This is a genomic window from Veillonella sp. (assembly GCF_032470285.1).
In the GTDB taxonomy this organism is placed as follows: Bacteria; Bacillota; Negativicutes; order Veillonellales; family Veillonellaceae; genus Veillonella.
Genome location: NZ_JAWEKP010000004.1, coordinates 15,664 through 40,493, shown reverse-complemented (window position 1 = coordinate 40,493; position 24,830 = coordinate 15,664). Strand labels below are relative to the sequence as shown.

At 40.5% G+C, this 24,830-nt stretch carries 21 protein-coding genes; 1 reads left to right on the top strand and 20 read right to left on the bottom strand.

What is annotated here, in order from left to right:
- Nucleotides 1-14: 14 nt before the first annotated feature.
- The 16 genes from E7B10_RS05780 to E7B10_RS05705 all read right to left on the bottom strand — a co-directional run bounded on the left by E7B10_RS05780 (nt 15) and on the right by E7B10_RS05705 (nt 15,622).
- Entirely contained in the window at nt 15-488 is a 474-nt protein-coding gene (locus E7B10_RS05780; RefSeq protein ID WP_004697861.1) for a hypothetical protein, read from the bottom strand.
- Between the two features lie 68 nt (nt 489-556).
- Complete coding sequence (locus tag E7B10_RS05775) at nt 557-1,543, bottom strand: hypothetical protein (protein ID WP_004697927.1); 987 nt, start codon at nt 1,541-1,543, stop codon at nt 557-559.
- Nucleotides 1,528-3,108 (bottom strand): ATP-dependent endonuclease, encoded by a 1,581-nt coding sequence (locus E7B10_RS05770; protein ID WP_004697820.1) that lies wholly within the window; start codon nt 3,106-3,108, stop codon nt 1,528-1,530. Before E7B10_RS05770 ends, E7B10_RS05775 begins: the two co-directional genes overlap by 16 nt.
- Before the next feature lie 347 nt (nt 3,109-3,455).
- On the bottom strand, nt 3,456-3,659 hold the full coding sequence (locus E7B10_RS05765) for a hypothetical protein (RefSeq protein ID WP_316055539.1): 204 nt from the start codon (nt 3,657-3,659) through the stop codon (nt 3,456-3,458).
- A 322-nt stretch (nt 3,660-3,981) separates the two neighbouring features.
- A complete protein-coding gene (locus E7B10_RS05760) occupies nt 3,982-4,722 on the bottom strand; it encodes an ABC transporter ATP-binding protein (protein WP_004697689.1) in 741 nt (246 codons plus the stop codon).
- Between the two features lies 1 nt (nt 4,723).
- Nucleotides 4,724-5,491 carry an ABC transporter ATP-binding protein gene (locus E7B10_RS05755; protein WP_004697863.1) on the bottom strand — a complete coding sequence of 256 codons (768 nt, stop codon included), beginning with the start codon at nt 5,489-5,491 and terminating at the stop codon, nt 4,724-4,726.
- Entirely contained in the window at nt 5,484-7,007 is a 1,524-nt protein-coding gene (locus E7B10_RS05750) for an ABC transporter substrate-binding protein (RefSeq protein WP_004697952.1), read from the bottom strand. The genes E7B10_RS05755 and E7B10_RS05750 overlap by 8 nt, the downstream gene beginning before the upstream one ends.
- Before the next feature lie 66 nt (nt 7,008-7,073).
- Entirely contained in the window at nt 7,074-7,883 is an 810-nt protein-coding gene (locus tag E7B10_RS05745) for an ABC transporter permease (RefSeq protein ID WP_004697655.1), read from the bottom strand.
- Nucleotides 7,876-8,826, bottom strand: a complete 951-nt coding sequence (locus E7B10_RS05740; protein ID WP_038150418.1) for an ABC transporter permease — start codon at nt 8,824-8,826, stop codon at nt 7,876-7,878. Before E7B10_RS05740 ends, E7B10_RS05745 begins: the two co-directional genes overlap by 8 nt.
- A gap of 244 nt (nt 8,827-9,070) precedes the next feature.
- Nucleotides 9,071-9,658, bottom strand: a complete 588-nt coding sequence (locus tag E7B10_RS05735; RefSeq protein ID WP_155086496.1) for a hypothetical protein — start codon at nt 9,656-9,658, stop codon at nt 9,071-9,073.
- Between the two features lie 267 nt (nt 9,659-9,925).
- Nucleotides 9,926-10,687: an SDR family oxidoreductase gene (locus tag E7B10_RS05730; RefSeq protein WP_118091135.1), complete on the bottom strand. Its 762-nt coding sequence runs from the start codon at nt 10,685-10,687 to the stop codon at nt 9,926-9,928.
- 112 nt (nt 10,688-10,799) lie between these two features.
- On the bottom strand, nt 10,800-11,558 hold the full coding sequence (locus E7B10_RS05725; RefSeq protein WP_004694327.1) for an SDR family NAD(P)-dependent oxidoreductase: 759 nt from the start codon (nt 11,556-11,558) through the stop codon (nt 10,800-10,802).
- A gap of 486 nt (nt 11,559-12,044) precedes the next feature.
- Nucleotides 12,045-13,046: an electron transfer flavoprotein subunit alpha/FixB family protein gene (locus E7B10_RS05720; RefSeq protein ID WP_024061032.1), complete on the bottom strand. Its 1,002-nt coding sequence runs from the start codon at nt 13,044-13,046 to the stop codon at nt 12,045-12,047.
- Nucleotides 13,046-14,035 (bottom strand): electron transfer flavoprotein subunit beta/FixA family protein, encoded by a 990-nt coding sequence (locus tag E7B10_RS05715; protein ID WP_278452018.1) that lies wholly within the window; start codon nt 14,033-14,035, stop codon nt 13,046-13,048. The genes E7B10_RS05720 and E7B10_RS05715 overlap by 1 nt, the downstream gene beginning before the upstream one ends.
- A gap of 4 nt (nt 14,036-14,039) precedes the next feature.
- Entirely contained in the window at nt 14,040-14,318 is a 279-nt protein-coding gene (locus E7B10_RS05710) for a ferredoxin family protein (protein ID WP_024061030.1), read from the bottom strand.
- Complete coding sequence (locus E7B10_RS05705) at nt 14,315-15,622, bottom strand: FAD-dependent oxidoreductase (protein WP_316055538.1); 1,308 nt, start codon at nt 15,620-15,622, stop codon at nt 14,315-14,317. The genes E7B10_RS05710 and E7B10_RS05705 overlap by 4 nt, the downstream gene beginning before the upstream one ends.
- 388 nt (nt 15,623-16,010) lie before the next feature.
- On the opposite strand from E7B10_RS05705, the gene E7B10_RS05700 reads away from it, so the two are divergent.
- The gene (locus tag E7B10_RS05700; RefSeq protein WP_316055537.1) at nt 16,011-16,472 is read left to right on the top strand and encodes a helix-turn-helix domain-containing protein; all 462 of its coding nucleotides are present in this window, start codon (nt 16,011-16,013) and stop codon (nt 16,470-16,472) included.
- A 170-nt stretch (nt 16,473-16,642) separates the two neighbouring features.
- On the opposite strand, the gene E7B10_RS05695 is transcribed toward E7B10_RS05700, so the two are convergent.
- The 4 genes from E7B10_RS05695 to cobN form a co-directional block, all read right to left on the bottom strand.
- Nucleotides 16,643-17,965, bottom strand: a complete 1,323-nt coding sequence (locus E7B10_RS05695) for a pyridoxal phosphate-dependent aminotransferase (protein ID WP_004694339.1) — start codon at nt 17,963-17,965, stop codon at nt 16,643-16,645.
- Between the two features lie 436 nt (nt 17,966-18,401).
- Nucleotides 18,402-20,270 (bottom strand): TonB-dependent receptor, encoded by a 1,869-nt coding sequence (locus E7B10_RS05690; RefSeq protein WP_316055536.1) that lies wholly within the window; start codon nt 20,268-20,270, stop codon nt 18,402-18,404.
- 22 nt (nt 20,271-20,292) lie between these two features.
- Entirely contained in the window at nt 20,293-21,204 is a 912-nt protein-coding gene (locus E7B10_RS05685; RefSeq protein WP_287531503.1) for an ABC transporter substrate-binding protein, read from the bottom strand.
- Between the two features lies 1 nt (nt 21,205).
- A complete protein-coding gene (gene cobN, locus E7B10_RS05680) occupies nt 21,206-24,829 on the bottom strand; it encodes a cobaltochelatase subunit CobN (RefSeq protein WP_316055535.1) in 3,624 nt (1,207 codons plus the stop codon).
- Nucleotide 24,830: the final 1 nt, after the last annotated feature.

Here is a 24,830-nt window from a genome sequence, read left to right as displayed (position 1 = left end):
TATACTCATTATCTTTATATTTTATGGTAAATATCATCAGTTTTGCCATCAATAAATATTTTTACTTCAGTATCTTCTCTGTTTTTGTTAATAATTAAACTAAACCCATACTTATATTTATATTGATTATTGTAATTAGTTAAGTATGTTAGTTTATTTTCATCCTTTATAAATGCTTTGCTCTTATCGTTCCACCATGGTTTAACTTCAATAACAATTAAGTTATCATCATTATTCCCTCTCTTATGAACAATGATATCCGGAACTATCTTATCACATCCCATTTGCTTAATTGCATCCAAATCTCTACTAAACTCACAATCAACATCATATTCTTGAATTAGTTGAGACAAATAGCACCCCAGTTTATGAGCGATAGATCGTTCGCTGACATAATACCGTTCCCCATTACTTATTAAATATTGGTCATTATCATATAAAAAATCTAATGCTGTAGCTATTATAGTCATTACTATATCCTGATTCATTGTAGTTATCCACCTTACTTAATATGAAATTTATCGTATAAACTTTATAAAACGCTTAAAGTATTAAATTAATTATCCTTATAATAGTTCTTTACTTTTTTCTCTTCAATAAAATATAAATTTCCCTTTGTCCGTGTACATGCAACATAAAATTTAGATAGTGTCTGCGGCACAAGTGAAGATAAATTATTTTTTTGATAAGCCTTATAAGTAGTATTATTTATAACAACACAAACTGATTCATATTCAGAGCCTTTACTATCTCCCCAGTTCTTAGCATTACAGGGGTACTCATAAGACTTCTGATAAAATAATTTTTTTATAGCATCATCTTCTAGTACAGTAACTATTTCATCTATTTCTGTAAGCTCCTTAATCTCTATCGGTAAATCTTTCGTCCCTTTAATATTAATCCCCATTTCATTTCTAATAAAATCACAAACTTTTATTGGGCATCGTACAGAGTTAGAAAGAATTCTGTCCTCCCATTCAAAAGCAGATAGTTTTTTCTTCCACAATTCAAAACTACTATGAATTCTAGATCCTTTATTCCCTACTTGAGATGAGCTATACGTTTTTTGAAAGAAATCACCTAGAAAAACAACCTTTATGGAACATTCAATTAGACTTAATGCAAATTCAAAATCATATGCTGTTAAATCCTGAAACTCATCAATATAAATCACATCAAAAAAACGATTAATTCGATTGATATATTCACGTTCCCCATTAATAAGCACTTTAGATATTTTATTGCTATAAATATAGTCACCATTAAAATCTCTAAAAGTATTATTGTTATTAAAATCAATTCCTTTGAGCTTTTTTTCACAATAATAAGGACGTAAACAAAAAGAGTATAAAAATTGAAATAATCCAAAAACATGAATATTATCTGGTAGTCTACCAAATTTCTTTATTATTCTATTCTTCAGTTCTATTTGGTTTGTAATAGTATAAGTAATTATTGCTATACGCGTATCTAAGTCTAAGGATTCAATAATATATCTTGTCTTACCACTACCTGCAACAGCATGAATTATTCTTTTATCCATTCGAAAGCCTCTTTTATATATTTAGGAATAATAAATTCTGATTCATTTTCACAACTTAATTTAGATGAAATCCTATAAGCGGCTTCAGCTTTTTGATTTAATAAGAAAGACTGTATATCCTCACTCCTAGAAATTCTATTTTTCTCTAACCATTCTTGATTATCATTAAACAAACATACCTCAAACGTATATCGATCATTATTTTCATCAGAAAAAGCTTTAATAAAATTAGTATCATAAGCTCTATACTTCTCAATAACTTTATGATTATAGTCATGATCATTATCAGTTATTACGGCAACTTTATTCTTTATAAGATTAGAAATTGCAAGATAACGCTCAAAGCTCAATCCATTACAGCTAATAAGAGTAATTTTATCATCATATAGACTAGAACTATTATCAGTAAAATAATTATACATATCATCTATAAGAATATATTCAGCTGCACCTTCAACCAAAATTACTTTAGATGAAAGAATAAAGTTAAGTACATTTTGATTTGTCAATTTTACAAAAAACTTTTCAGTGTCTTTATCTAATTGATTAAGCTTAGTAATTTTATTATTACCTAAAATAAAACTATTACTAAGTTCTAATTTTGTCGCAATCATATTAGAATGAGTTGAAAGAAAACATTGTGCACAAGTTAACTTTTCAAGTAGTTGAATCAATAACTGCATATTTCCAAAACTCAAATGATTTTCTGGTTCTTCAATAAGCAATACATCTATATCTTGAGTTGCTTCATACTTAAATAAACTTAATAATAGTTTTTCACCTTGACCTAGGCTATTAATATCAATATTATCCTTTTTCACGGTTAGAAAATTACAAATATCTGAAGAATATACCCCGTCAACATCTATTCTATACTCTCCTTCTTTAATTTTATTTTCGTTATAAAGCTCTCCAATATACTCTTTACTTTTTGTACGTAAACCATTAAAAATCCGAGCACGATCACCTTCTTCTGTTACTGATTCAAATATATGGGCAACATAATGTTTCAATGCTATTTCAACATTTATCTCACTAGTATTGATAAATTCCCAGTTATACTTAAAAGGCTTTTTAAAGCTATTGTAAGGCTCATCAGAAAAAGTAGAATACCTTACAGTATAATACTCAAATGGAAAAATTTTTTGATTGCCATCAAGACAATTATAAAAATCCTGCCTATAATCCTCATCAAGCTCAATCACTAATCTCATTCCATATAAGTTTCGATTCTTAGAATTATGTTTTCCTTCTAATTTAAAAATATCTTTAACCTTATCACTATGAGAATCAAGATATACTTCAACTAGAATAATAGGCAGCTCTGCCTCTTTGTTATCTAAATAGGCCGATAGAAAATTCTCAATAGTATTACAATTAAAGAGGTTATGAATACCAACCTTACTAATACCTGAAAAGCTTCCACTTAAAACAAGCCTAATAGCTTCAAGTATCGTACTCTTTCCCGCACCGTTATCACCAATAAAAATATTTCTATTAAGATTGCAATTAAATTCCAATTCTTCAAACTGTCGATAATTTTTTAGTATAACACGTTCAATCATAACAATTAACCCTCCTAAAGAACACACCCTTAGTATCTAAAAATATAATCTCAATATATTAAATGCTAATCAGCATATAAATTAATACTCACACACTTAATCTTATGTTCATTATATTACTTAGTATATATTTTTCAACTAAACAAAAGCCCCTGTTCAAACAGGGGCTCTTTTTTCTACAAACTCGCTTCACAAGTTTTTATGGGTGTATAGTTTTAATGTATTGTGATTCGATTATTTAACTAAAAATTTTACTTAACAATCTGTGTTTTTTTATGAAGTTATTTACGTAATTATTTACGAAATCATTTACTAAATGTTTTTACTATTTTAGTTGTATTTGCTTTTTATTGTTCCGCATATGGAATGGCTAGCGGATGGTTATCGTATGTACCTCTGTGTTGGTCATGGATAGATTCTGCATCTGGTAATGGTGACAAGCCCAAGGAGTCAGTGCGTGTGAAGGCTTCGAATAGACCTGGTGTTAGGTGCATATTTGGCACATGTTCCGGTGTTACTTCGCGAACGATAGTATCGCCTTTTCCAGTCATAATTTTATGACCAAATTCAGGATCTACCAAAGTACCACGACCTACTGTGATGATATCAGTGTAGTTTTCTACAACATCACAAGCCGCTTCTTCGCTGAAGACATCGCCTACGATATAACCACTTTTTTATAATATTAAATAAGCATATGTAACTAATCTATACTGGACTCACTATTAGAAGAACTACAACTAAACCAAATCTTATATAGTAACAAAATATTTTGACCTCTTATATAAGTTATTGCAATTGCTTTACCAACACTTACATACTTAAACAATAAATATATAGCAAAAGGCCCCTGTTTCAAACAGGGGCCTTTCCTTATTCACCAGCACTAACCAGTGCTTGTGTATATGGATGTACCGCTTCTTTAAGTCGTTTTGATTCGATAATCTCTACGATTTGTCCGTCTTTCATGACGATGATTCGGTCTGTTACGGCTTGTAATAGGCCGATGTCATGGCTGACGAATACGTAGCCGAAGGGTTGTTCCGTATGAAGTTTTTGTAGGAGGTCTAGCACTAGTTTTTGGTTCACCACATCAAGGGCTGATGTAGGTTCATCAAAGAGTACTAGTTTTGGGTTCATCAGCATAATTCGTGCTAATACAACGCGTTGCAATTGACCGCCGCTGACCTCATGCGGGTATTTGTTAACAATCGTTTCAGGTAGGTCTACATGTTGAATCCACTTACGGATATCGTCCTTTGCTGCCGCCACATCCATAAGACCATAGTTAATATACGGCTCTAAGAGAAATGCTTCTAAGTTCATCCTTGGTGGACTCACCGCCAAGGGATTTTGGAACATCATCTGCATAGAACGATATATTTCTGTATGGTTTTGAATGGATGTTACGTCTTTACCAAAGAGCCACAGATTACCAGAGGTAGGCTTTTCCAATAAGGCAATCAATCTAAGTAGAGTGCTTTTACCAGAACCACTACCTCCAGCAATGCCTACTCGTTCATTGGGAGCCACGGAAAAGGATACGTTATCAACGGCGCGGACCGTATGATTGTGGTTCGTATATTGTTTACATATATTCTCGAGTTGAATCATACTACACCACTTTCATTACGGAATCTAACAAGACGCGAGTATACTTATCCTTTGGATGCGCCATGACCTCTTCGGTGGAGCCTACTTCAACGAGTTGGCCTTTATTCATAACCCCAATGCTATTGGCAATGCGAGCAGCCGCCTTGATATTATGGGTTACAATAATCACCGTTGCCCCAAGAGCCTGCGTTACCTCTTTCATAAGGTCCAATACAGAGGCTTGCACCAGCATATCTAAGGCACTAGTCGGTTCGTCGGCAAACACAATGCTAGGTTTCAAGATGAGGCTCAAGGCTATTGCTAACCGTTGTTGCATACCACCGCTCAATTGAAACGGATAGGACTGCAAGATACGCTCTCCGTCAGTTAAGTGAACAAGATTAAGCATATCTATAACGCGGCTTACATCATAGCTTTCACCATGAGCACGGAATAAATCTTTGAAGTGATTTTCTACGGTGCGATTTGGATTTAGATAGGCGCTGGGATTTTGAAAGATCATAGAAATCTTCGCGCCCCGCAATTGTCGCCAATCACCATCACTCAATGTAGAAACATCGGTGCCATTTAGCAAAATTTGGCCGCTAATGCTAGCTTGTTTTAACATGCCAAAGGCGGCACGAACTAACGTAGATTTACCAGAGCCGCTTTCACCAACGATGGCAAAGACCTCACCATTGGGCACGGAGAAGGATACATCGCGTACCGCTTGCTCCGCACCATATGAAATTGTAACCTTATCAAATACGATACAATCAGATTTATTCAATAGTAGAATCCTTTGTTAATAAGTAGTAATCGATTGGATGTACCGGTACATTTTTAACTTTTGTAGTAGATACAACTGTTGCACTTGGATACAACAAATAGATATCTGCTACGTCATCAACTAAGATTTGTTGTGCTTGTTTTGCAATATTAGAGCGTTCGTTTTGATCAAATGTTACTGACAATTGGTCGATTAACGCATCTACTTGAGGGTTAGAGTAGCCACCAACGTTTGCTTTCGCACCAGTTTTGTAGAATAAGCTGAGGAACCAGTAAGGATCGTTTGTAGACATAGTCACTACATTGCGTTCTACTAAATCAAAACCATCTGTACCAAGTGTATCTACTTCATCAGGGCTTTGTAATTTCTTAAGAGTTACAGCAATACCTGCTTTTTTCAATTCTTGTTGAATTTCTTCGTATAAGCTTGTGTCTTTACCCCAAATAGCAATAGTAATCGCTAATTCTTTGCCATCTTTTGCATACATGCCGTTTGCATTCTTAGCGTAACCAGCTTGAGTCAAGATTTGGTCAGCTTTTGCTACATCTGTCATCGGTTTATTAGCAATCGCATCATAACCTAAATTGGCAGATGGAGGGAATGGTGCTGCCCCTGGTGTAGAGCCATTGCCGATGATTTTAGCCATGGAATCATAGTTAATGATATGAGCAATAGCGGAACGCACAGCTTTATCATGCAATGGAGATGCTTCTGTGTGGTTTGCTTTCAACATAAACACACGAACGCCAGCAACGTCTTGAATATTAAAACCGTCTTTGAACAAGCTGCGGTTAGCAGAGTCCACTTTTTGAATTACGTCTACGTCTTTAGATTGCAACGCCATAGCGCGTTTGTTATTGTCTTCGATGTCTTTTACAGTTACAGTATCAAGACCTGGTTTGCCACCCCAGTAATCTGCGAAGGCTGCAAGTTCAATTGTTTCACCTTTTTTGAAAGCAGTGATTTTATAAGGGCCTGTAAGAACTGGTTTAGATGCTACATCTTTAAGATCTGCAGTATCCATGATAACAAAAGCAGGTTCAGTCAAGCTAGATAACAAGGAACCATTAGGCTCTGTAGTCTTAATAATCAAGTTTTGACCATCTACTGTGATGGACTCGATTTTAACAGCTTTAGCGGAACGAGCACTTTGTTTCATCGTATACTCAATGGACTCTTTTACCTTTTGAGGTGTCATCGGAGTACCATTGTGGAATTTTACGTTTTCACGGATGTGGAATTTCCATGTTGTAGGGTCTACATTTTCCCAAGAATCTGCCAATTGTGGGGCAAATTTCATATCCGGTGTTACAACGGCTAAGGTTTCACCTGCACCGATACGAGTCAATGTCCACGCATCCCATTCGTGAGTTGGGTCTAATGTTTCACCAAACCAATACAAACCAACATTCATATGCTTCCCTTGTTTGCCATCTTTAGCAGTATCATTGCCACAGCCAACCAAGAGAGCTACCATGCATAGCATGGACAAACATGCTAACAACCAACGTTTCATAATATCTCCTTTAAAATACATTGCCTCGTCGAGGCTTTCACCATAAAAAATCTATACACAGCACGGTTAACGAGATACATCAAGGGCATCGCGCAACGCATCACCAATATAGTTAAATAAAACAACGGTAATAAAAATAGCGAGCCCCGGATAAATTAGCAGCCACGGTGCCGTTTGTAGAAAATCTCGGGAGCTCAACAAGATAGCGCCCCACTCCGGATCCGGCGGTTGTACACCGATGCCGATGAGCGAAAAACTGGCTACCAAAATGATGGCGTCCCCTAAATGTTGAATAATAACGATCACCAACGGTGGCAATACATTCGGCAGAATATAGCGCCACAGAATTCGTAGATTTGAAGCACCTGACATACGAGCAAAGGTAATGTACTCCGCGTAGCGTTCAATCTGTACGAGGCCTCTAGTGATACGGGCATATTCCGCCCATTTCGTAATGCACAAGGAAATGATTACATTCGTTATGCTAGGTCCCATAATACCGATGAAAGCAATGGCAATCACCATGTTCGGGAACCCTAGTACCAAATCAATCAAGCGAGATAACCAACGGTCAATGCTAGGTGTAGAGAATCCTGCTAACCCACCAATAGCGATACCGATGGCCCCACTAATGCCAATGATGGTGAAAGCAATCCCTAAAGAGGCTTTACCACCGTACAGAATACGAGACCACACATCACGACCGAGTTGGTCAGTACCTAATAGATGGGTACTACTAATGTCTTGTAAGCGGTCCGCAATACTCGTCGTTTCAGGATCAAAGGGTGCTATATAGGGAGCACATAAGAAAAATACGATCCACAGAGCTGCTAATACTAACATAGCGTATAAAGTATAGGGCTTTTGTCTATTCATAAGAGCCTCCTTTTATAGCGACTCTTCGCTTCGGATTCAGCCAAACACCCAATACATCAATGATGATATTTATCACGATGAACACCAAGGTAATCCAGATGATATAGCCTTGCATCAATACATAATCGCGAGCCATAATACCCTGCACCATCATGTAGCCGATTCCTTTAATGGAGAATACCGTTTCAATAACGGCAGAACCCCCAAGCATGGCCCCCATGGTTACGCCCATCATAGGCAACAACATAAGTCCCACATGAGGGAATATGTAACGGGTGTAGACCATCCATTCTGGCAAGCCCAATGCTCGCGCCCCCTGTACAAAGGGCTGTCGCGACACTTCTAAAATAGCATTGCGCAATCGACGAATGTAGAGACCACATATCCATAAAGCAAGGGTTACCGCGGGCAATACATAGGCAGAAAAGCCATTGGTATTCGTTACCGACACTAGCTGTAATTTAACACCGAATAAGTACAGTAATAATAAACCGACCCAGAATCCAGGGATTGCTAATGCTAGGAATGTAACGAGACGAACCCCATGATCAATCCATGAGTCTTGATACTTTGCAGATAACATACCGAGCGGTATGGTCACCACGATTCCCATAACAAGAGCTAAGGATACTAGCCCCAAGGTATTAGGCAAGGCGCCACCAAGAATAGTCGCCACTGGTAAAGCGTACAGAATGGACTCACCAAAGTCCCCTTGTACAATTTGACCTAACCAACGTAGGTATTGCTGCCACCAAGGGTCATTGAGACCTAACTGCTCTCGTATCTGTGCAACTACAACTGGATCTGGTGTAGCCCCTACAAGATTAAACTTCATCGACACGGGATCGATAGGAGATAATTTTATCAATACAAATGTACCGATGGTAACAACAAATAAAATACCTACAATACTCGCCAAACGCTGTAGTATTAATCGATACAATACATCACCTGCCTTCTTTATCACAAAATAGCTATATTTATATTCTATCAATGTAATACTTAGATAGATATACCCATATGGGTATTTAGAATCATTATCATTATGAAAGTTTTGCATACCAACAAAAACGGCCCCTCATATGAGGAGCCGTTCTATATAAAACCCTTACAGTGTCCATGCGAGTGCTTCACTACAACTCGCATGCCTATCCCATTAGGCCTGGACTTGTATATTAATTTGTATATTATTTTGTATGTTGTTTTGGAGCTACTGTATTAGCAACGATTGCTTTCGCCATGTCGCGAGTTATAGGGCGTTCGAAATACATCCCATGAGTTTGGCCGTCTTTGGTCCAACCTATGAGATATACCATTTTATTGCCACCTTTGAAAATAACCTTTGTGCCGTTTACTTTTTCATTAGCTGTTACACGAAAATCGCTATAATCGCCGCTAATATCTTCTTTTATTTCATTAGATACGCGATACACGATGCGTTTGCCTGCAGCTTGATTACGAGTAGCATCTTCACCAGGTTGGTAAACATAAACCACTTGCAATACATCCTTATCAATAGTGCTTACAGATTCAATGTTATAACCTACAGGCAATACCTTAGGCATTTGAGGTGTAATGTTCATATATTTAGCCGCTTCATCTACAGTAGAAAACTCATGAAACGGGCTTGACATGCCAACCATTGGCGCTTCTTGTTGAGCTACCACAGATTTAGGTTGATTTGGTTTTACATCAACAGTACCTTGAGCACCCGCAACAGTATAAGAACCTACACAAGCACAAGCAACAGCCATCAATACAAATTTCTTCAACATGATTATAATCTCCGCTCTTTTACATATACATCTGTACAAACACAACACATGTATTAAGAATATTATAATTTATAAATATATTTTACAAAATATTCTTTATCAAAACTTATTTTATAATTATACCCTAAATGATAGGGAATTTCAAGTAGTTATTTTTGATATAAAATCCTGAGTTCTATATTAGCTACTATACAAACATATATTCAAAATAGATGCTAAGACGCTCATCAGGAGTATCTATGTTTATATATAATCCATCCCTATCTACTATTTGGCAGCAGCTAGGTAATTAAATTTTGGCCCGCTGAGCTTAAACTCAAAGCTAGTTAAATCCACCTCGCCAACACATGCATCGCTATCATAAAGGGTGAGCAAAAAATCTGCGGTCTGTTCACTGCTATGATACTTTTCAAATGAAGCATCGTAATCAAATCCGCTTTTACCTGAAGCTACATCGCAGAACTCGCTTTTAGTAGCAGCAGGCGCTAAGATTTTAGCCTGCATTTTAGCATCTACATCCTGTGCAAGCTCATGATATAAGCCCTCTGTGAAGGCACTTACAAAAAATTTTGTGCCACAATATGGTACTACTCCGGGCGCTAAAAAATATCCACCCACGGAGGAAACATTTATCAACTGTGTTTGTTTACATTTATAATCTCGCACGAATAAACTGGAAAGTATCGCAAGTGCAGTTACATTTAAATCTATCATTTTTACCATTTTTTGAATATCATGATTGCCCATGAATCCAAAATCACCAAAGCCTGCATTATTAATAAGTGCCTTTAACTCATAGCTTTTAAGGTCATCCCAAAGCGCTAAAACGTTTTCGCTACGCGAGAGATCACAAGGTTTTACAATAACGTCTGAATCAGGCGAAATGTTAGCAATCTCGCCTTTCAAATTTTCTAATAATTCTGCTCTACGTGCAATAACGATCAAATTTTCTCCACGGCGTGCAAAAGCTTTTGCCGTAGCTGCTCCTATGCCTGAACTTGCTCCCGTAACAACGATATACTTTTTCATTTTTTATGCCTTTCCTTTATAAATAAGAGTATCCGGCTTTATTGCACTTGCTTTGCCTCCTTAGTTAACATACGAGACCTTTACTCAGCTTCACATTAAATCATAGGATGTCTTATTTCTTATGCACCATAAACCCAGCTGCTTGTTGGTTAGCCATGATTGTGACATCAGAGATTTGTAAGCGTTTAGGTTGGTTTGTTACGTATAGTACAACATCCGCCACATCCTCAGGTTGGATCGCATCGATGCCGGCATAGACAGCTTTAGCTCTTTCCGCATCACCGTGAAAGCGAACTTCACTAAACGGAGTCTCTACAATGCCCGGTTGAATGGTTGTGACCTTAATATCCGTTGCAATCGTATCCATCCGAATACCGTCGCTCAACATCTTAACAGCCGCCTTTGTAGCACAGTAAACCGCACCACCGGGATATGCGTAAATACCAGCAGTAGAGCCCATATTCACAATATGACCTGCATTTTTATCAATCATATAAGGTAGTACGGCTTTTGTTACATATAAAAGACCTTTCACATTCGTATCGATCATAGTCACCGCATCATCGACAGTACTATCTTGGAAAGGATCTAAACCTTGTGCAAGGCCAGCGTTATTTACGAGGACATCAACGCCACCAAAAGCCTCAATTGCTGCGGGGACCTTACTTTCAACATCCTCACGACTACGCACATCAAGAACCAAAGTCTCAACGCGCACACCGTATTCCTTAGACAAACGAGCCTGTACCTCAGCCAATACCTCAGCACGACGGCCAGAAATCAAAACATTATCGCCATACTTTGCATACGCCTCAGCAATACAAAGACCAATACCAGACGTTGCACCAGTAACAAAAACATTACGAGCCATAAAAACCTCCTTATCAATCCGAACTAAATCTATACTCTAATTATACCACTTTAATATGTAATGGACTCTAGGGCGATACGCGTACCACACGCTCCTACTCCCCAAAATGACATATTGACGCATTTTAAGGTAAAACGCATAGAAATGAAAAAGGATTACCGTTCTAGAAGCAACTTTCCCTTTGTATAAATAATATGTCGGAGCATTTGTTTATAATACACTAATATTTGAGCTCTACAACAGCAGTAAGCCAAATAGGGATACCTATTCGAAGCCGCCTTGGGCGCTTCTCCCTTCGCGCTAAAATGATATGTCGGCGCAGGTGGTATTTAAAAGAACACATAAAGTGGCATATGGATTAAGGAATATGATAATAAAAAGAGGATACCCTTTCTGAAACCGACTTAGCTCGCTTTGGAGGCTTTCGGGAAGGGTATCCTCTTTCCTTATTGTATTACAATTCTAATGCCACTTTATGCACATCTTTTATTTCAAATGCGCCAACATATCATTTAACACTTCCATGCAATCCCCCACGATTCCATAGTTAGCGTGTTGGAAGATTTCTGCATTTGGATCGTTGTTGATAGCCACGATTGTGTCAGCACCAGAGATACCGCTCACGTGTTGAATAGCACCAGAGATACCGAATGCCAAGTATAGTTTAGGGCTTACAGTTTTCCCTGTTTGGCCTACTTGGTATGGCAATTCAATCCAACCCTTTTCAACGAGGGGACGTGTAGCACCTACAACGCCGCCGATAGCATCGGCAAGTTCGTAAAGCTTATCAAAGTTTTCTTTAGACCCCATGCCGCGACCGCCGGCTACGATGATATCCGCTTCTTGAATGTTGTACCCAGCTTTGCTGAACGGAATGAAATCAAGACGCTTCATACGAATGTCTTCAGGTTTAAGGTCGAATGGTTCAATTTGAATGCGGCCCCAACTATCTGCAATGCGTTCAGGCTTTTTAAATACATTAGGACGGACAGAGCCCATTTGTGGACGGTGATTTGGGGAAATAATTTCAGCTAAAATATTTCCCCCCAAGGCAGGGCGTGTCCATTCTACAAGGCCTTCCTCAGTATCTACTGTCAAAATAGTACAGTCAGCTACGACGCCGTTTTTCATGCGACCAGACATACGAGGTGCTAGGTCACGACCATTATTTGTTGCACCAATCAAAAGAATATTAGGCTTATGATCTTCAAAGAAGTCCGTCAAAACCTTTGTATAGCCGTCCGTTGTATAGTATTTCAAAAGAGGGCTTTCAAAAACGTGAACAATATCGGCACCATGTGCCACAAGTTCCTCCGCCTCGGATTGAACATTCTCACCAAGCAGCATAACTTGAACGAGTTGACCCAATTCCTTAGCAATACGGCGAGCTTGACCGATAAGTTCGTACGTAACTGGATGCACTACGTCATCGATGGTATCCGCTACGACAAAGACGTCTCTATATTCATCAAAATTTGTCACTCCCATTATCGATCACCTCCTTTGGAACCTTCTTCACCTTTAACAGCTGCTAAAACCTTAAACTCACTGGAGGATACACTTTCAACAGAGGCAGCCCGCTGCACAGGATCTTTTACATCTACGCCCTCATCGTTGGTATCTAGAGGCTCTTCAACCAGATCTTCGCTGGGCACTAATAGATGAGAAAACTTTTCTGGCTTGATATTATAAGCTAATTCAAGAATTTTCTTAGCGCCTTCGTCTACGGATGAAAGCATTTCTACCTTGCCTCGAAGCGGTGGTTGGTATACCTTGCGCACACGTGTAGGAGAGCCATTGAGACCAATACGGCTTTCATCAATATGCGGCATATCTCGCAATGTAATATGTGTAATCGTATACCGTTTAGCGTAAATCGAGCTCCAAAGACCTGGTTGGCGCGGCTCATTGAGTTCAGCCGTAGCCGTTACCAATAAAGGTAATGGAACTTCCACAATTTCATAACCATTTTCATGTTCTCGTTTTACAATCGCCTTTTGAGCTACTTGGTCTACGGATAATTCACAAGCATAGGTAGCTTGCGCCATGCCCAATTCCTCCGCAATTTGAGGCCCTACCTGAGCCGTATCACCATCGATAGCCTGCTTGCCGCAGAAAATGATTTGGAACTCACGATTCATGGTACGTTGAATATGACGAATGGCAGAGGCAATTGTATAGCTTGTCGCCAATGTATCAGCACCGCCAAAAGCACGGTCTGTAATGAGCACCGCATCATCTGCACCGAGGGATAAACACTCGCGCAGTGCCGCCTCTGCTTGTGGAGGACCCATAGTGACAACGGTTACACGGCTACCTTCATATTGATCTTTTACCGCAAGAGCTGCCTCTAACGCATGCATATCATAAGGGTTTACAATACTAGGCAGACCTGTGCGGATGAGATTATTCGTTTCCGGATCCAGCTTAATCTCAGATGTATCTGGAACCTGTTTGATACATACTAATAACTCCATACACTCACCCCTGTCTAAATTCTACGCCCTTAGCGTTACGTGGATATTTCCAAGTTTTTACGATAGTTTCGCCACAGAGAACACGGCAGGTACCGCATTCAAGGCAACCAGCGAAATCAAAGGCTAAATCGCCATTCTCTTGTAATGTATATAAACCAGCAGGACAGCCATTTACGAGTTTCATTTTCTCTTCCAGACCAAAGCCAACGCCATCCACAATGATATGAGGAGACGTTTCATCTACATAGTATTTATTGGCGCCCAAGCGCTCTTCTAATTTCATAGGGAACGCACCCCTTTCCAGGCATCACGAATCAAGGTAACTAAACCTACATCACTTACACTACTCATCAATTTTTTCATCATTGGTACTGCCCCATCACCGTTTACAGTGAATACATCGCGCATCACATTATTCACAAGAGCTGGATACTCTTTGAATATACGAGGGTTGGATGCGAGGAAGGCAGGCATATTTTTATAAAGTTTCATGTCCTTATATAGCCAAGAATTCTTGATTTGACGTTCATACAATTTAGCAACGCGCTCCATGTTCTCATCGCGCAAGGCTACGTTAACCGCATCCGCTGCACACATACCAGATTCGATGGCGAGGTCCATCCCACGAATGGTATACCCCAGGTTCATACACATGCGCGCCGCATCACCGACGATAACATACCCATTACCGCCCAACTTAGGCAGCGCTTTAAATCCGCCTTCTGGCACGAGATGCGCACTATGCTCCTTCAATTGACCATTTTTTAATAGTGGTGCGATTCTTGGATGGTTTGTGAAAGCTAACAGCATATCATCTACCGATTTAGTAGCTTTGCCGATATCTTCAAGGCCTACAACCATACCTACGGAAAGGCTGTCTTTATTCGTATAAATAAAGCCACCACCTAATAGGCCATCGGTCATATCGCCCAATGTAAGCCACGCCATCCCCTCATCGCCAGATAGCATAAGGCGATTTTCAAGATCCTCTTTTTTGAGTTTATATACCTCTTTTACCCCTACAGCCATTGTTCTTGGATCTGTAGGACCTGTAAGACCAGCCTGTTCCAATAATAATGTATTAGAACCTTCTGCGATGACAACTAGTTTTGCATATACTTCGTCATCGTGACAACGAACCCCTATTACGCGGCGATGTTTTCCTTCGCCTTCGGTAATAAGCTCTGTTACCTGTACATTAGATACGAGGAGAGCCCCTTTTTTCTCTGCCTCTTCTGCTAGCCATTTATCAAATTTAGCACGCAATACTACGTAGGATTCTTCATTAGGTTCACCATCTTCGTAACTATACTCGATGGTAGTCACTTCATTACCTGTGCCTATAGAAATGCGCTCTTTTGTTACCTTTCGTTCCAACGGCGCACGGTCTCTAAAGTCCGGTACAAGACGCTCCAAAGAATGTGTATAGATGCGTCCACCCATCATATTTTTAGCACCTGGTGCGGTTCCACGTTCGATAAGTAAAACTTTTACCCTCTGCTCCGCTAAGCGTAATGCTGCCGCAGAACCCGCTGGCCCTGCGCCAACAACGATAACATCAAATGTTTCATTGCGATCAATTGCCATATACTCAGCTCCTTTAAATGAAAGCTTAGACTTACATAAGTTCATATAGTATATATATTTCTCTATTTAGAACCAAAATACCTTTAAAAATTATCACAGAAAGATGAATATATTCTATATTTTTCAGAAATATATTATAAAAGTCTCTACAGGTTGTATATATACTCATTATATATTAATACTAATGTATACTTTCCGTTCTAAATAAGTGCAATAAAATTCATCAATTCGTGAAATTTATAAGTAAGCCTAGCTTTCACGGTGAAAGTAGCGTATGATAAAAGTAGCAAAAACCCTATACGGAGCAAGACGCGTATAATACGACCGCATAATGCAAGTCCACGGTCAAGGTTGGGAACTCGTTATTTTTTAATTAAGAGGAGGCCCTATGGACCCGTTAAAAATCTTGAAAGCATTATCAAATCCGCATCGGTTAGATATTATATTGTGGCTAAAACACCCAGAGAAAGAATTCGGTGTACAAGTACACGCTAATACGCTTATCGACTTTCCATATAGTGTAAGCGTTAAGAGTATACAAAAGCGCTGCGGTGTATCTCAATCTTCTATTTCTACATTTATGAGCATTTTAGAAAATGCTGAACTTGTAGAATCTCGTAAAATCGACCAATATACCTATTTCCGTCGCAACGAAGAAGTTATTCGCGAATTTGGCGAATGGTACAACAAAGAAGTATCCATCCAGTCTGATGAAATTGACAAATTATTAGAAACGGTTATCTTAGAAGACACTTCATATCCAGCAACTGAGGAACGCTCCATACCTAGCGAGCAACTGGCAGTCGAAATACGTACTAAGGGACCGCATCATGATGAAGAAAGTAAATAAAAGACCTTCCCTACTTACCATATCTAGGGAAAAACGAAAAGAGCTATAATTTTGAATATTATAGCTCTTTTTTATGTAATACTATACCATACATAGTATCTATATGACTCATGATGATAACTTACAATGCAAAAAGAGTGCCTTCCCTTTGGGAATGGCACTCTTTACGTTTATACATTTCGTTGTGCTTCATAAGCTCTGAATAGTTTAGATAATAATTCAGGAGCCAAGCGCAATAAATCTGGATTTTCACAGAAGGACACGCGCAATTGTGTTTTACCAGGGTTATTATCACCATTTTTACCGCTATAGAAACCATTGAGCGGCGCCATGAGGAGTGTATATTCCTTACCATCATCAAGGCTCACTGCACCGTGTTCGGCGCACCAGGACGCGAACTCTACGCCGTCAAAGCCAGGTTTTGCCACCTTTCTCACGTCGATTACAAAGTAAATAGATGCTTCAGGGCGAGACACGATAAAGTCCGGTTCTACCTCTTTAAAGCCTTTATGGAGTTCAAAGATCATTTGACGATAGTAGTCGCGTTGTTGCTCATACCAGTTATGCAACTGCGCATAGGACTCGTGCTTCAAAGCGCCAAAGATATATTGGCCCAATGTATTAGCGCTAAGGTTTGCCGTATACTCCGCAACAGATTTTTCATAGCATAATTTATTATCCGTAATGATGGCTCCAATGCGAAGCCCACACGCATTCCAAACCTTACTAGCTGTTTCAAGGCTAATACGGCGACCTTCGATGCCAGGCACATCTTTATCGGTTAAAGCCCAAATACTAGATGTTTCTTTCCCCTTTTCATAAGCCAATTCACGGTACGCTTCGTCAGAGATAATCCATAAATTATGTTTAACGCACAATTTAGTATATTCAATAAGCGTTTCCTTGCTAAATAATTGACCAGTCGGATTGTCATAAGGAATGATGAGCAACGCACCAGGTTTGGTGTCGATAATGCGCTTCTCTACAGTCTCTACAGACGGCAATTCGAACTCACCATTTTCATTGAGCTCCCGTTCTACTGTTACGGTTTTACGGCCTATGCGAAGACCTACTGCATCATAATTTGTATAGGAAGGATTGAACATCAAGAGAGGGCGTTCCTCTTCGCCGGCACCACCACATACGCCAAGCATGATAATTTCCATCGCCATGGATGCACCGTCTGTCACGAGTACATCAAGACCTGTCGTATCAAAACCTTGACTGCGCAAAATATGTAGAAATGCTTCACGGCATTCATCAGTGCCCGTAGTTGGTACATATGGCACAATGCCATTGTGGAACGGACTATTAACACCACCCAAATCAAACAACCGACGCTGCATGGCGGGATGCATAGGACGCATTACATTGCCAATAGAACCATTCACCAAGATAGGTGGGTTCTTACGTTCCAAGAATTTAATTTGTCCTAGGCGAATGCCAGACGGCTTGCGAGCCATCATATACGGCGATAATTCTGGTTGTTTCATTTCGATCCAACTCCTCTAAAAATCAACCTTCTCCATGGGAAGGTTTTGATAACTGTGAAAGTAACAAAACATTTACTATACAAGCAAATATATGTGTACATCACAAAACATAAACTATGAATACCTATAGATAGATACATAATATTATAGAGCTTTTACTATAGAAAATCTATAGTTTTATAACATATACTTATTTACCTATACCTAATTTATCGGTTATTGAAAATAACTCTCATGGTGCTTAGTGCGGTCTCAATATATCATCAAAAATTATAATAAAAATGAAAGAGCCCCATAAGAGGCTCTTTCACCATGATATAGATTACATTTTGAAGCTATACAAATAACTATGATGTAATTGTCAATTATTAGTATAGCTTTATAATCGAACGATTACAGTAGTTATATCTATTAGCCATTGCAGTAGTTATATCTATTAGATAGTCACTTCTACACCTAGACGGAAGTTGCGACCTTGACCTGGCCACCAGTCACCAGGGTTGCCCCAACGAACGCTAGATTGTTCTGCATAGTATGTATCAAAGATATTATTGATACGACCAAATATAGTAACATTTTCGCGTACACGATAGTTAGCGCTGATATCCGCCAACCAGTACGTTTTACGTGGGAATACATTATCTGCAGGGCCAGGACGATTAATGATACCGCGGATATCCAAATGAGCATCCCATTTAGCATCGTTGTAATCAAGGCCTGCATTAACAGCATGTTTTGGCACATACCCATCGCGATTTGCTTTGCGAGTTGGTGTCGCATCAATATGAGTATACGTATAGCCAAGGCGTGCGGACAAGTGGTTCGTCAATTGTTTACGCACATCCGCATTGATACCACGAGCTTTTTCAGTGTCAAAATTGCGATATTGGCCTGTAAAATTTGCTGGATCTGTCATAACCCAACCGATTTTATCCTTCGTACTACGGCTGAAGAAACTAAGATTACTATTCCATGTTTTACCGAATTTGTGGTGTACACCTAAATCAAATTCATGACCTGTTTCCGGTTTCAAATTGCGGTTGCCATTGAAGCCATCAAATAATTGGTATGGTGTAGGGGCTAAGAAGTACTCTTTATACGCAGCATACACATTTGTCTTCTCATTTACATCATAGCCAAGGCTGATGGATGGAGATGTATGCGTACCGAAGGAGGAATGATGGTCAACGCGGATACCAGGTGTTACAGTCCACTTAGGAGCAAATTTCCATTCATCTTGAATGAAGTATGATGTGTTCGTAAGCTTCACGCCGCCCATATTAAGCACCTTATCTTGTCTCCAGTCAAAGCCGCCTACTACAGTATGGTCTTTTGCTTTATACGTAACTTGATCGCCAATACCACGAGTCTTCACATCTGTTAAGTACCCATCGTATGTTGTTTTATAATGATTGTTCATCAAGTATAATTGATGGCTCCAACGATTGCTGATTTTGTTCTTCCAAATCGCGCGTAAGGAATCATTCGCTTCATTACCATAACGAATATGGTTGAGGGCACCCAAATGGTCGGAATACATTACATCACCACGATATGTATCGTAAGATATTTTTACATCGTTCTTATCATTGATTTTATTGCCCACCATGAAAGATGCAGTATGGCTATTGCCATGTTGAGGAACGCGCACACCATGACCATCTTTGTAAGAACCAATGATATCTTTTTGTACGCCTACACGCCAATACCAATTGTTTTGGCTGCCTTCATTGGTAATTGCGTATTGCTCTAAATCATTACTGCCACCCATCACACGAAGCTTAGTTTGTACACCTTGCTCAGGTTTTGCAGTGATTACGTTTACTACACCACCGATGGCACCGGAACCATACAATGTAGAGCCTGCACCACGTTGAACTTCAATGCGATCAATACTAGACATATCTTTCAAAATAGTCATCGGCGGATTCACACCAGCCGCCCCCATATTGATGCCATCTACCAAATACAATACTTGGTCAGACCCATTGATGCGGAATGCATTGGAGTTCGTGTAACCTACGCCACCACCATACGTATTAATATCTACGCCCGGTACGATGTTCAAGGCTTCGTTCATATTCGTAGCATGGCGCTCACGAATATCGTCACCTGTTACTACGCCTACACTAGCTGGCACTTCTGAAAGCTGTTGTTCACTACGAGTCGCCGTAACAACAATGGTATGCGCTTCCTTTGCATCACTAGCGTCAACAGCTAACACACTAGGTGCACTCAAAGTACTACCAAACACGAGAGCTAACCCTACGTACATGGATAATCGTTGCATTCTTGATACTTTCATAAAAACCTCCACACACACTAAATCATTTGTTATATATATTTTGTGCCATAGAAACCATTGCACGGGTCATAAATTGAGAATAACTCATGACCTGCGAGGAATCTACGAGGAACACACGACGATTGGCGATGGCCTTAACACCTTGCAAAGCAGGATCAGAATAGAGTTGTTCTGCCGTTGCTGGCGTAGTGCCATCCGAGGTATAAGCTACCGATGGGATGATGATAATGTCTGGATTCGCTTTAATTAAATCCTCTCGCGTCCCATTATCAAAAGGCCCCAAGCCTAATTGGGCGGCCGCATTGGTAACCTTCAGATATTTAGTCATATCATCAAAGGTTGACCCCTTGCCACCGGTTAAACCAAATTGCGTATAAAATGCTACTACAGGACGTTCACCGGCATGTTTATTGGCTAATTCTTCGACAGTTTTCAAATCTGCATCCATACTAGCAATCATCTTTTCATCCGATGCGTGTAAAAGACTTGCAATTTCATGGATAACAGCTTTTGCTTCTTCTACCGTAGTCGGAGTCTTATAGACGTAAACGGGAATCTGCATATTCCGCATTTCCCCAATTGCATCTGGAGATATCCAGTTTGGAACTAATACTAAATCAGGTTGTACAGAAAGCATGGATTCAGCAGTTGCTTTCACATGCGTCCCCACCTTGGCAGACTCATCAGGTACATTATTAGGCACGGTGCCAACGGCTGCCACTCGGCTCGGATCAACCAAGGATAACACTATATCCTCTGTACTCGCAGCAATAGGGACGATTCGCTTCGGCTCACTAGGCACCGTAACAGTTACACCAGTGCCATCCGTAACCTGATGTGTCGTGCCCGTAGTCCCCGTCTGCGTAGGACCACAACCGACCACTAGAAGTACCATCATTACTATGGTACATATAATAGATATTCTGTGCTTCATACTAACGACCTTCTATAACCCCTTCCATGGAAATAAATAATGATTGCAAATCCTGTAATATTTCAGGCGATGCATTCCAATAGCCACGTTGAGAAGCCTCTAGCAAGGTTTCTGTAATGCGCTGTAAGGCCCAAGGATTTACATTGCGCATCCAGTCTTGTACTGTCTTGTCTAAAGCATACTTATTAGCATACCCTTCATAGACCCAGTCTGGTACGACATCACTCGTAGCATCCCAACCAAATGTATGGGATACGACATTCGACATATCCGATGCCCCTTTATAGCCATGTTTCATCATGGCTTGAATAAATTTAGGGTTCTGCGTTTCCCCTTGCACGACGCGGCGAATTTCGTCACCTAAAGGCCTCATCACAACACGACTGCGGTCTGAGCTATCCCCCACATAGGCGCGCGGCGCACTGCCCTTTGCGGTGCGCACCGCCGCAATGAGACCACCGTGATAGCTATAATAATCGTCGGCACTCATAATATGGGTTTCTCGATTATCTTCGTTCTTAATGGTCACATCCATCGTGGTTAATCGACGTTGGAATAGCCTCATGTCCTGAGGAATGTCCTTGTGCAGGTGAAAGCTACTCCACTGGCTATAAACTTGAGCAATATCTTGTAAAGACTCCCAGTTTTTGCCTTCAATCAAGGCACCTACACCCGTGCCATAAGCTTGGGGCGGATCGCCAAAGATGCGGAGTCTAGCCTTTTTAGTAGCCAATAGAGGGTCCTCACCTTGCTCAACGAGCCAGTCCACATCATCGTGAATATGCTTTTTCACGTAGTTGTCTTCCAACGACTCATCTAATTCTGCCACCATTTCAACGGCTTTGTCGAGCCAGCCGATAGCAGTAGGCATCATATCTCGAATGAGGCCACTGATGCGGCCCATCACATCGATGCGAGGGCGCTGCAATTCCTCTAAAGGAATCACTTCTAAACCTGACACGCGACCGCCCGATTGCCATTTAGGTCGAACTCCTAACAAGTAAAGGAACTCACCCAAGCACTGACCATGACTTCTAGAATTGCTAGTAGCCCATAGGATGATGCCAATCGTCTCAGGATACCGTTGTTCATTCAAAATATAGTCAGCGATAACTTGATCTGCTAACTCTATGCCTAATTGATAGGCTATCTTCGTCGGTAAAGCTCTTTCATCTAAACCATAGAAGTTACGCCCCGTAGGCAGTACGTCGACTTGACCGCTCGAGGGGGCTCCACCTGGACCGGGCTCTACATATCTGCCCTGTAAGGCATTTGAAATAGAGGTTAGCTCGTTCTTGGTGTCACCTAATTTTGGAATATACTCTCGAACGATCGCATTCGCCAAAGGTTCTAACCGTTCGAGCACTGTATAATCTGGTATATTGATCACATGCCTTACAAAGCTACGCAATTCATTCCAAATTCGATCTATGGTAACACTATATCGTATACCATCTAAATGAATTTCGCCAGCATGTTCCGCCATATAAGACCAATCATAACCTAATTCTTCTGCGATGGTGGCAAGGCCTGACGCGATTTCACCTTGAGGAGTGCTTACAATAGCAGTAATAAACTCTTCTAATGCTTCCCCTTCAGGACCTTGCCCCAAGATGTGCAAACCATTGCGCATCTGCATATGTTTCAAGTCGCTCAGCTTTTCGTGGACCTCTGTAATTATATCGTCCACCGTCATGGTAGAACCTCGTTCTTTATCGATGAGATGGCACTCCATGGCCTTTTCTCGAATCACTTCACCTAGAGTAGAGACACTTTCAGGATGTTCCCGCTCAAAATGACTATGTTCATCGAGTAAGGCCTCTAATTCTTCGAACTCATCATAGAGGCCCGCTGTCGTCATCGGCGGCGACAAGTGACCCACTAAGCAAGCCGAACTACGCCGCTTGGCTTGTATGCCTTCCCCAATAATGGTTGTCCAATACGGGTAAATATTTGGCAAACTGGAAATGCCGATTTCCGGATAACAACTAGCGCTGAGTCCAGCCCCTTTACCGGGCAGCCATTCTAGAGAGCCATGGGTACCAACATGGATAACTGCATCAGCTTCAAAGACATCGCGCACCCAGTGATAAAACGCTAAGTATTGATGTGGTGGAGGCAAGCAAGGATCGTGATAAATGGCCGATACATTCTCCCCAAATCCACGGGGTGGCTGTACCGTAATCCACAGATTGCCATTGGAGAAACCTGGGATAATCACGTCATCATCGTAGACGAATACATCCCCTGGGGCTTCGCCCCAAGATTTAATCATCGCCACCTGCGTATCTTCCGGCAGCGTAGCAAAATATGATTTGTAATCATCGCTACTTAAGCGACCTTCTGCAGAGGCTAGTAGTTCATCGGTGAGCATGGAGCGGTCATTCGTCATATGAGACGTTACCACATCCATCAAGTCTGCACTTGTTTCTGGCATCGTGTCGATGGTATAACCTTCCGCCTTCATATCTCGCAATAACCGTAGCACCGACTCAGGTGTATCAAGACCTGCGGCAGAGCCAATGTTGGAGTTCTTAGGCGGATAGTTATGTAATATAACGGCCACTTTTCGCTCCGATACAGGGATATGGAGCAATGTAGACCATTTAATAGCTCGTTGTACAATAGCAGCGATGCGTTCTTTCACAGGCAAGTACACATAGTGTCCACGCTCATCATAGGTTTGGCATGCCACAACACCGCCTTGAATAACCCCATCTAGCTCAGGCTGAGATATAGATAAATTCACGTCTAAAGGTGTTACACCTTGTGGATTCTCGGCCCAAGATTTCTCATCCATGTATATGGTATAACCCTGAACGATAGGAACATCCTGTAGCTTTAACTCCTCCAAGGTTTGAGCCCCTAAGGACTGAAAGGAAAATTTACAAGTATTTATGAGCACATCAAAGGGGAATTCATCCTTCCCAAAAAGATGGTTCATGGACAGCTTCATATTCGGAATACCTACGCGCGGATTCGAGCCATACTGACCATAAAAGATAATCGGATTGTACTGATGTTTGTAAATCTCTTCAAATAAGGCCTGTTGATACTCAATATCCCCCATGATCCATTCGTCACGGTAAAAGTAGACCGCTATAGATGGCCAATCTCGATGCCCTTCGGCATCCATAAACTCATCATAGGTTTCGTAGATATTGCCTTCTCGACCCATAATGGCTTGCCAAGGAATAGGATCTGGCTCTTCCCATTCAGAGGTAGGTTTTGTACTGAAAGCACCGTTGATTAAGCGTACATAATTCATGACCCCACTGGTTCGGCGGTAGCTTTCAAGAAGAACCCGTTTATCCTCATCCAAATTGCGATATAAAATATCTGTTTTCTTAGGTTCTACTACATCAATCCAGTATTTAGGATGATGTGCATATAACCAGCGTTCCAGACGTTCTAAGAAGGGCGAGTCTAAACCAACCCCCATATTCGTTACCAGAACTACATCGGCAGCGCGTAAGCGACTTTCAAAGTCAGCGTCCCATTGAGGAGGCTTTTTCATATTGCAAAGGTCTACCTCGCCTTGTAAGAGTTCCGGATAGGTCGCAACAGCCTTTTCTATATATTGGATTTGTTTTCCTAAATTAGAAATATACATGAGACGACTCATG

What these genes read in the sequence shown, in the direction of transcription:
- E7B10_RS05780 (WP_004697861.1), bottom strand. Translation starts at nt 488, where the DNA reads ATGAATCAGGATATAGTAATGACTATAATAGCTACAGCATTAGATTTT.
- E7B10_RS05775 (WP_004697927.1), bottom strand. Translation starts at nt 1,543, where the DNA reads ATGGATAAAAGAATAATTCATGCTGTTGCAGGTAGTGGTAAGACAAGA.
- E7B10_RS05770 (WP_004697820.1), bottom strand. Translation starts at nt 3,108, where the DNA reads ATGATTGAACGTGTTATACTAAAAAATTATCGACAGTTTGAAGAATTG.
- E7B10_RS05765 (WP_316055539.1), bottom strand. Translation starts at nt 3,659, where the DNA reads ATGACTGGAAAAGGCGATACTATCGTTCGCGAAGTAACACCGGAACAT.
- E7B10_RS05760 (WP_004697689.1), bottom strand. Translation starts at nt 4,722, where the DNA reads ATGATTCAACTCGAGAATATATGTAAACAATATACGAACCACAATCAT.
- E7B10_RS05750 (WP_004697952.1), bottom strand. Translation starts at nt 7,007, where the DNA reads ATGAAACGTTGGTTGTTAGCATGTTTGTCCATGCTATGCATGGTAGCT.
- E7B10_RS05745 (WP_004697655.1), bottom strand. Translation starts at nt 7,883, where the DNA reads ATGAATAGACAAAAGCCCTATACTTTATACGCTATGTTAGTATTAGCA.
- E7B10_RS05735 (WP_155086496.1), bottom strand. Translation starts at nt 9,658, where the DNA reads ATGTTGAAGAAATTTGTATTGATGGCTGTTGCTTGTGCTTGTGTAGGT.
- E7B10_RS05730 (WP_118091135.1), bottom strand. Translation starts at nt 10,687, where the DNA reads ATGAAAAAGTATATCGTTGTTACGGGAGCAAGTTCAGGCATAGGAGCA.
- E7B10_RS05725 (WP_004694327.1), bottom strand. Translation starts at nt 11,558, where the DNA reads ATGGCTCGTAATGTTTTTGTTACTGGTGCAACGTCTGGTATTGGTCTT.
- E7B10_RS05720 (WP_024061032.1), bottom strand. Translation starts at nt 13,046, where the DNA reads ATGGGAGTGACAAATTTTGATGAATATAGAGACGTCTTTGTCGTAGCG.
- E7B10_RS05715 (WP_278452018.1), bottom strand. Translation starts at nt 14,035, where the DNA reads ATGGAGTTATTAGTATGTATCAAACAGGTTCCAGATACATCTGAGATT.
- E7B10_RS05710 (WP_024061030.1), bottom strand. Translation starts at nt 14,318, where the DNA reads ATGAAATTAGAAGAGCGCTTGGGCGCCAATAAATACTATGTAGATGAA.
- E7B10_RS05705 (WP_316055538.1), bottom strand. Translation starts at nt 15,622, where the DNA reads ATGGCAATTGATCGCAATGAAACATTTGATGTTATCGTTGTTGGCGCA.
- E7B10_RS05700 (WP_316055537.1), top strand. Translation starts at nt 16,011, where the DNA reads ATGGACCCGTTAAAAATCTTGAAAGCATTATCAAATCCGCATCGGTTA.
- E7B10_RS05695 (WP_004694339.1), bottom strand. Translation starts at nt 17,965, where the DNA reads ATGAAACAACCAGAATTATCGCCGTATATGATGGCTCGCAAGCCGTCT.
- E7B10_RS05690 (WP_316055536.1), bottom strand. Translation starts at nt 20,270, where the DNA reads ATGAAAGTATCAAGAATGCAACGATTATCCATGTACGTAGGGTTAGCT.
- E7B10_RS05685 (WP_287531503.1), bottom strand. Translation starts at nt 21,204, where the DNA reads ATGAAGCACAGAATATCTATTATATGTACCATAGTAATGATGGTACTT.
- cobN (WP_316055535.1), bottom strand. Translation starts at nt 24,829, where the DNA reads ATGAGTCGTCTCATGTATATTTCTAATTTAGGAAAACAAATCCAATAT.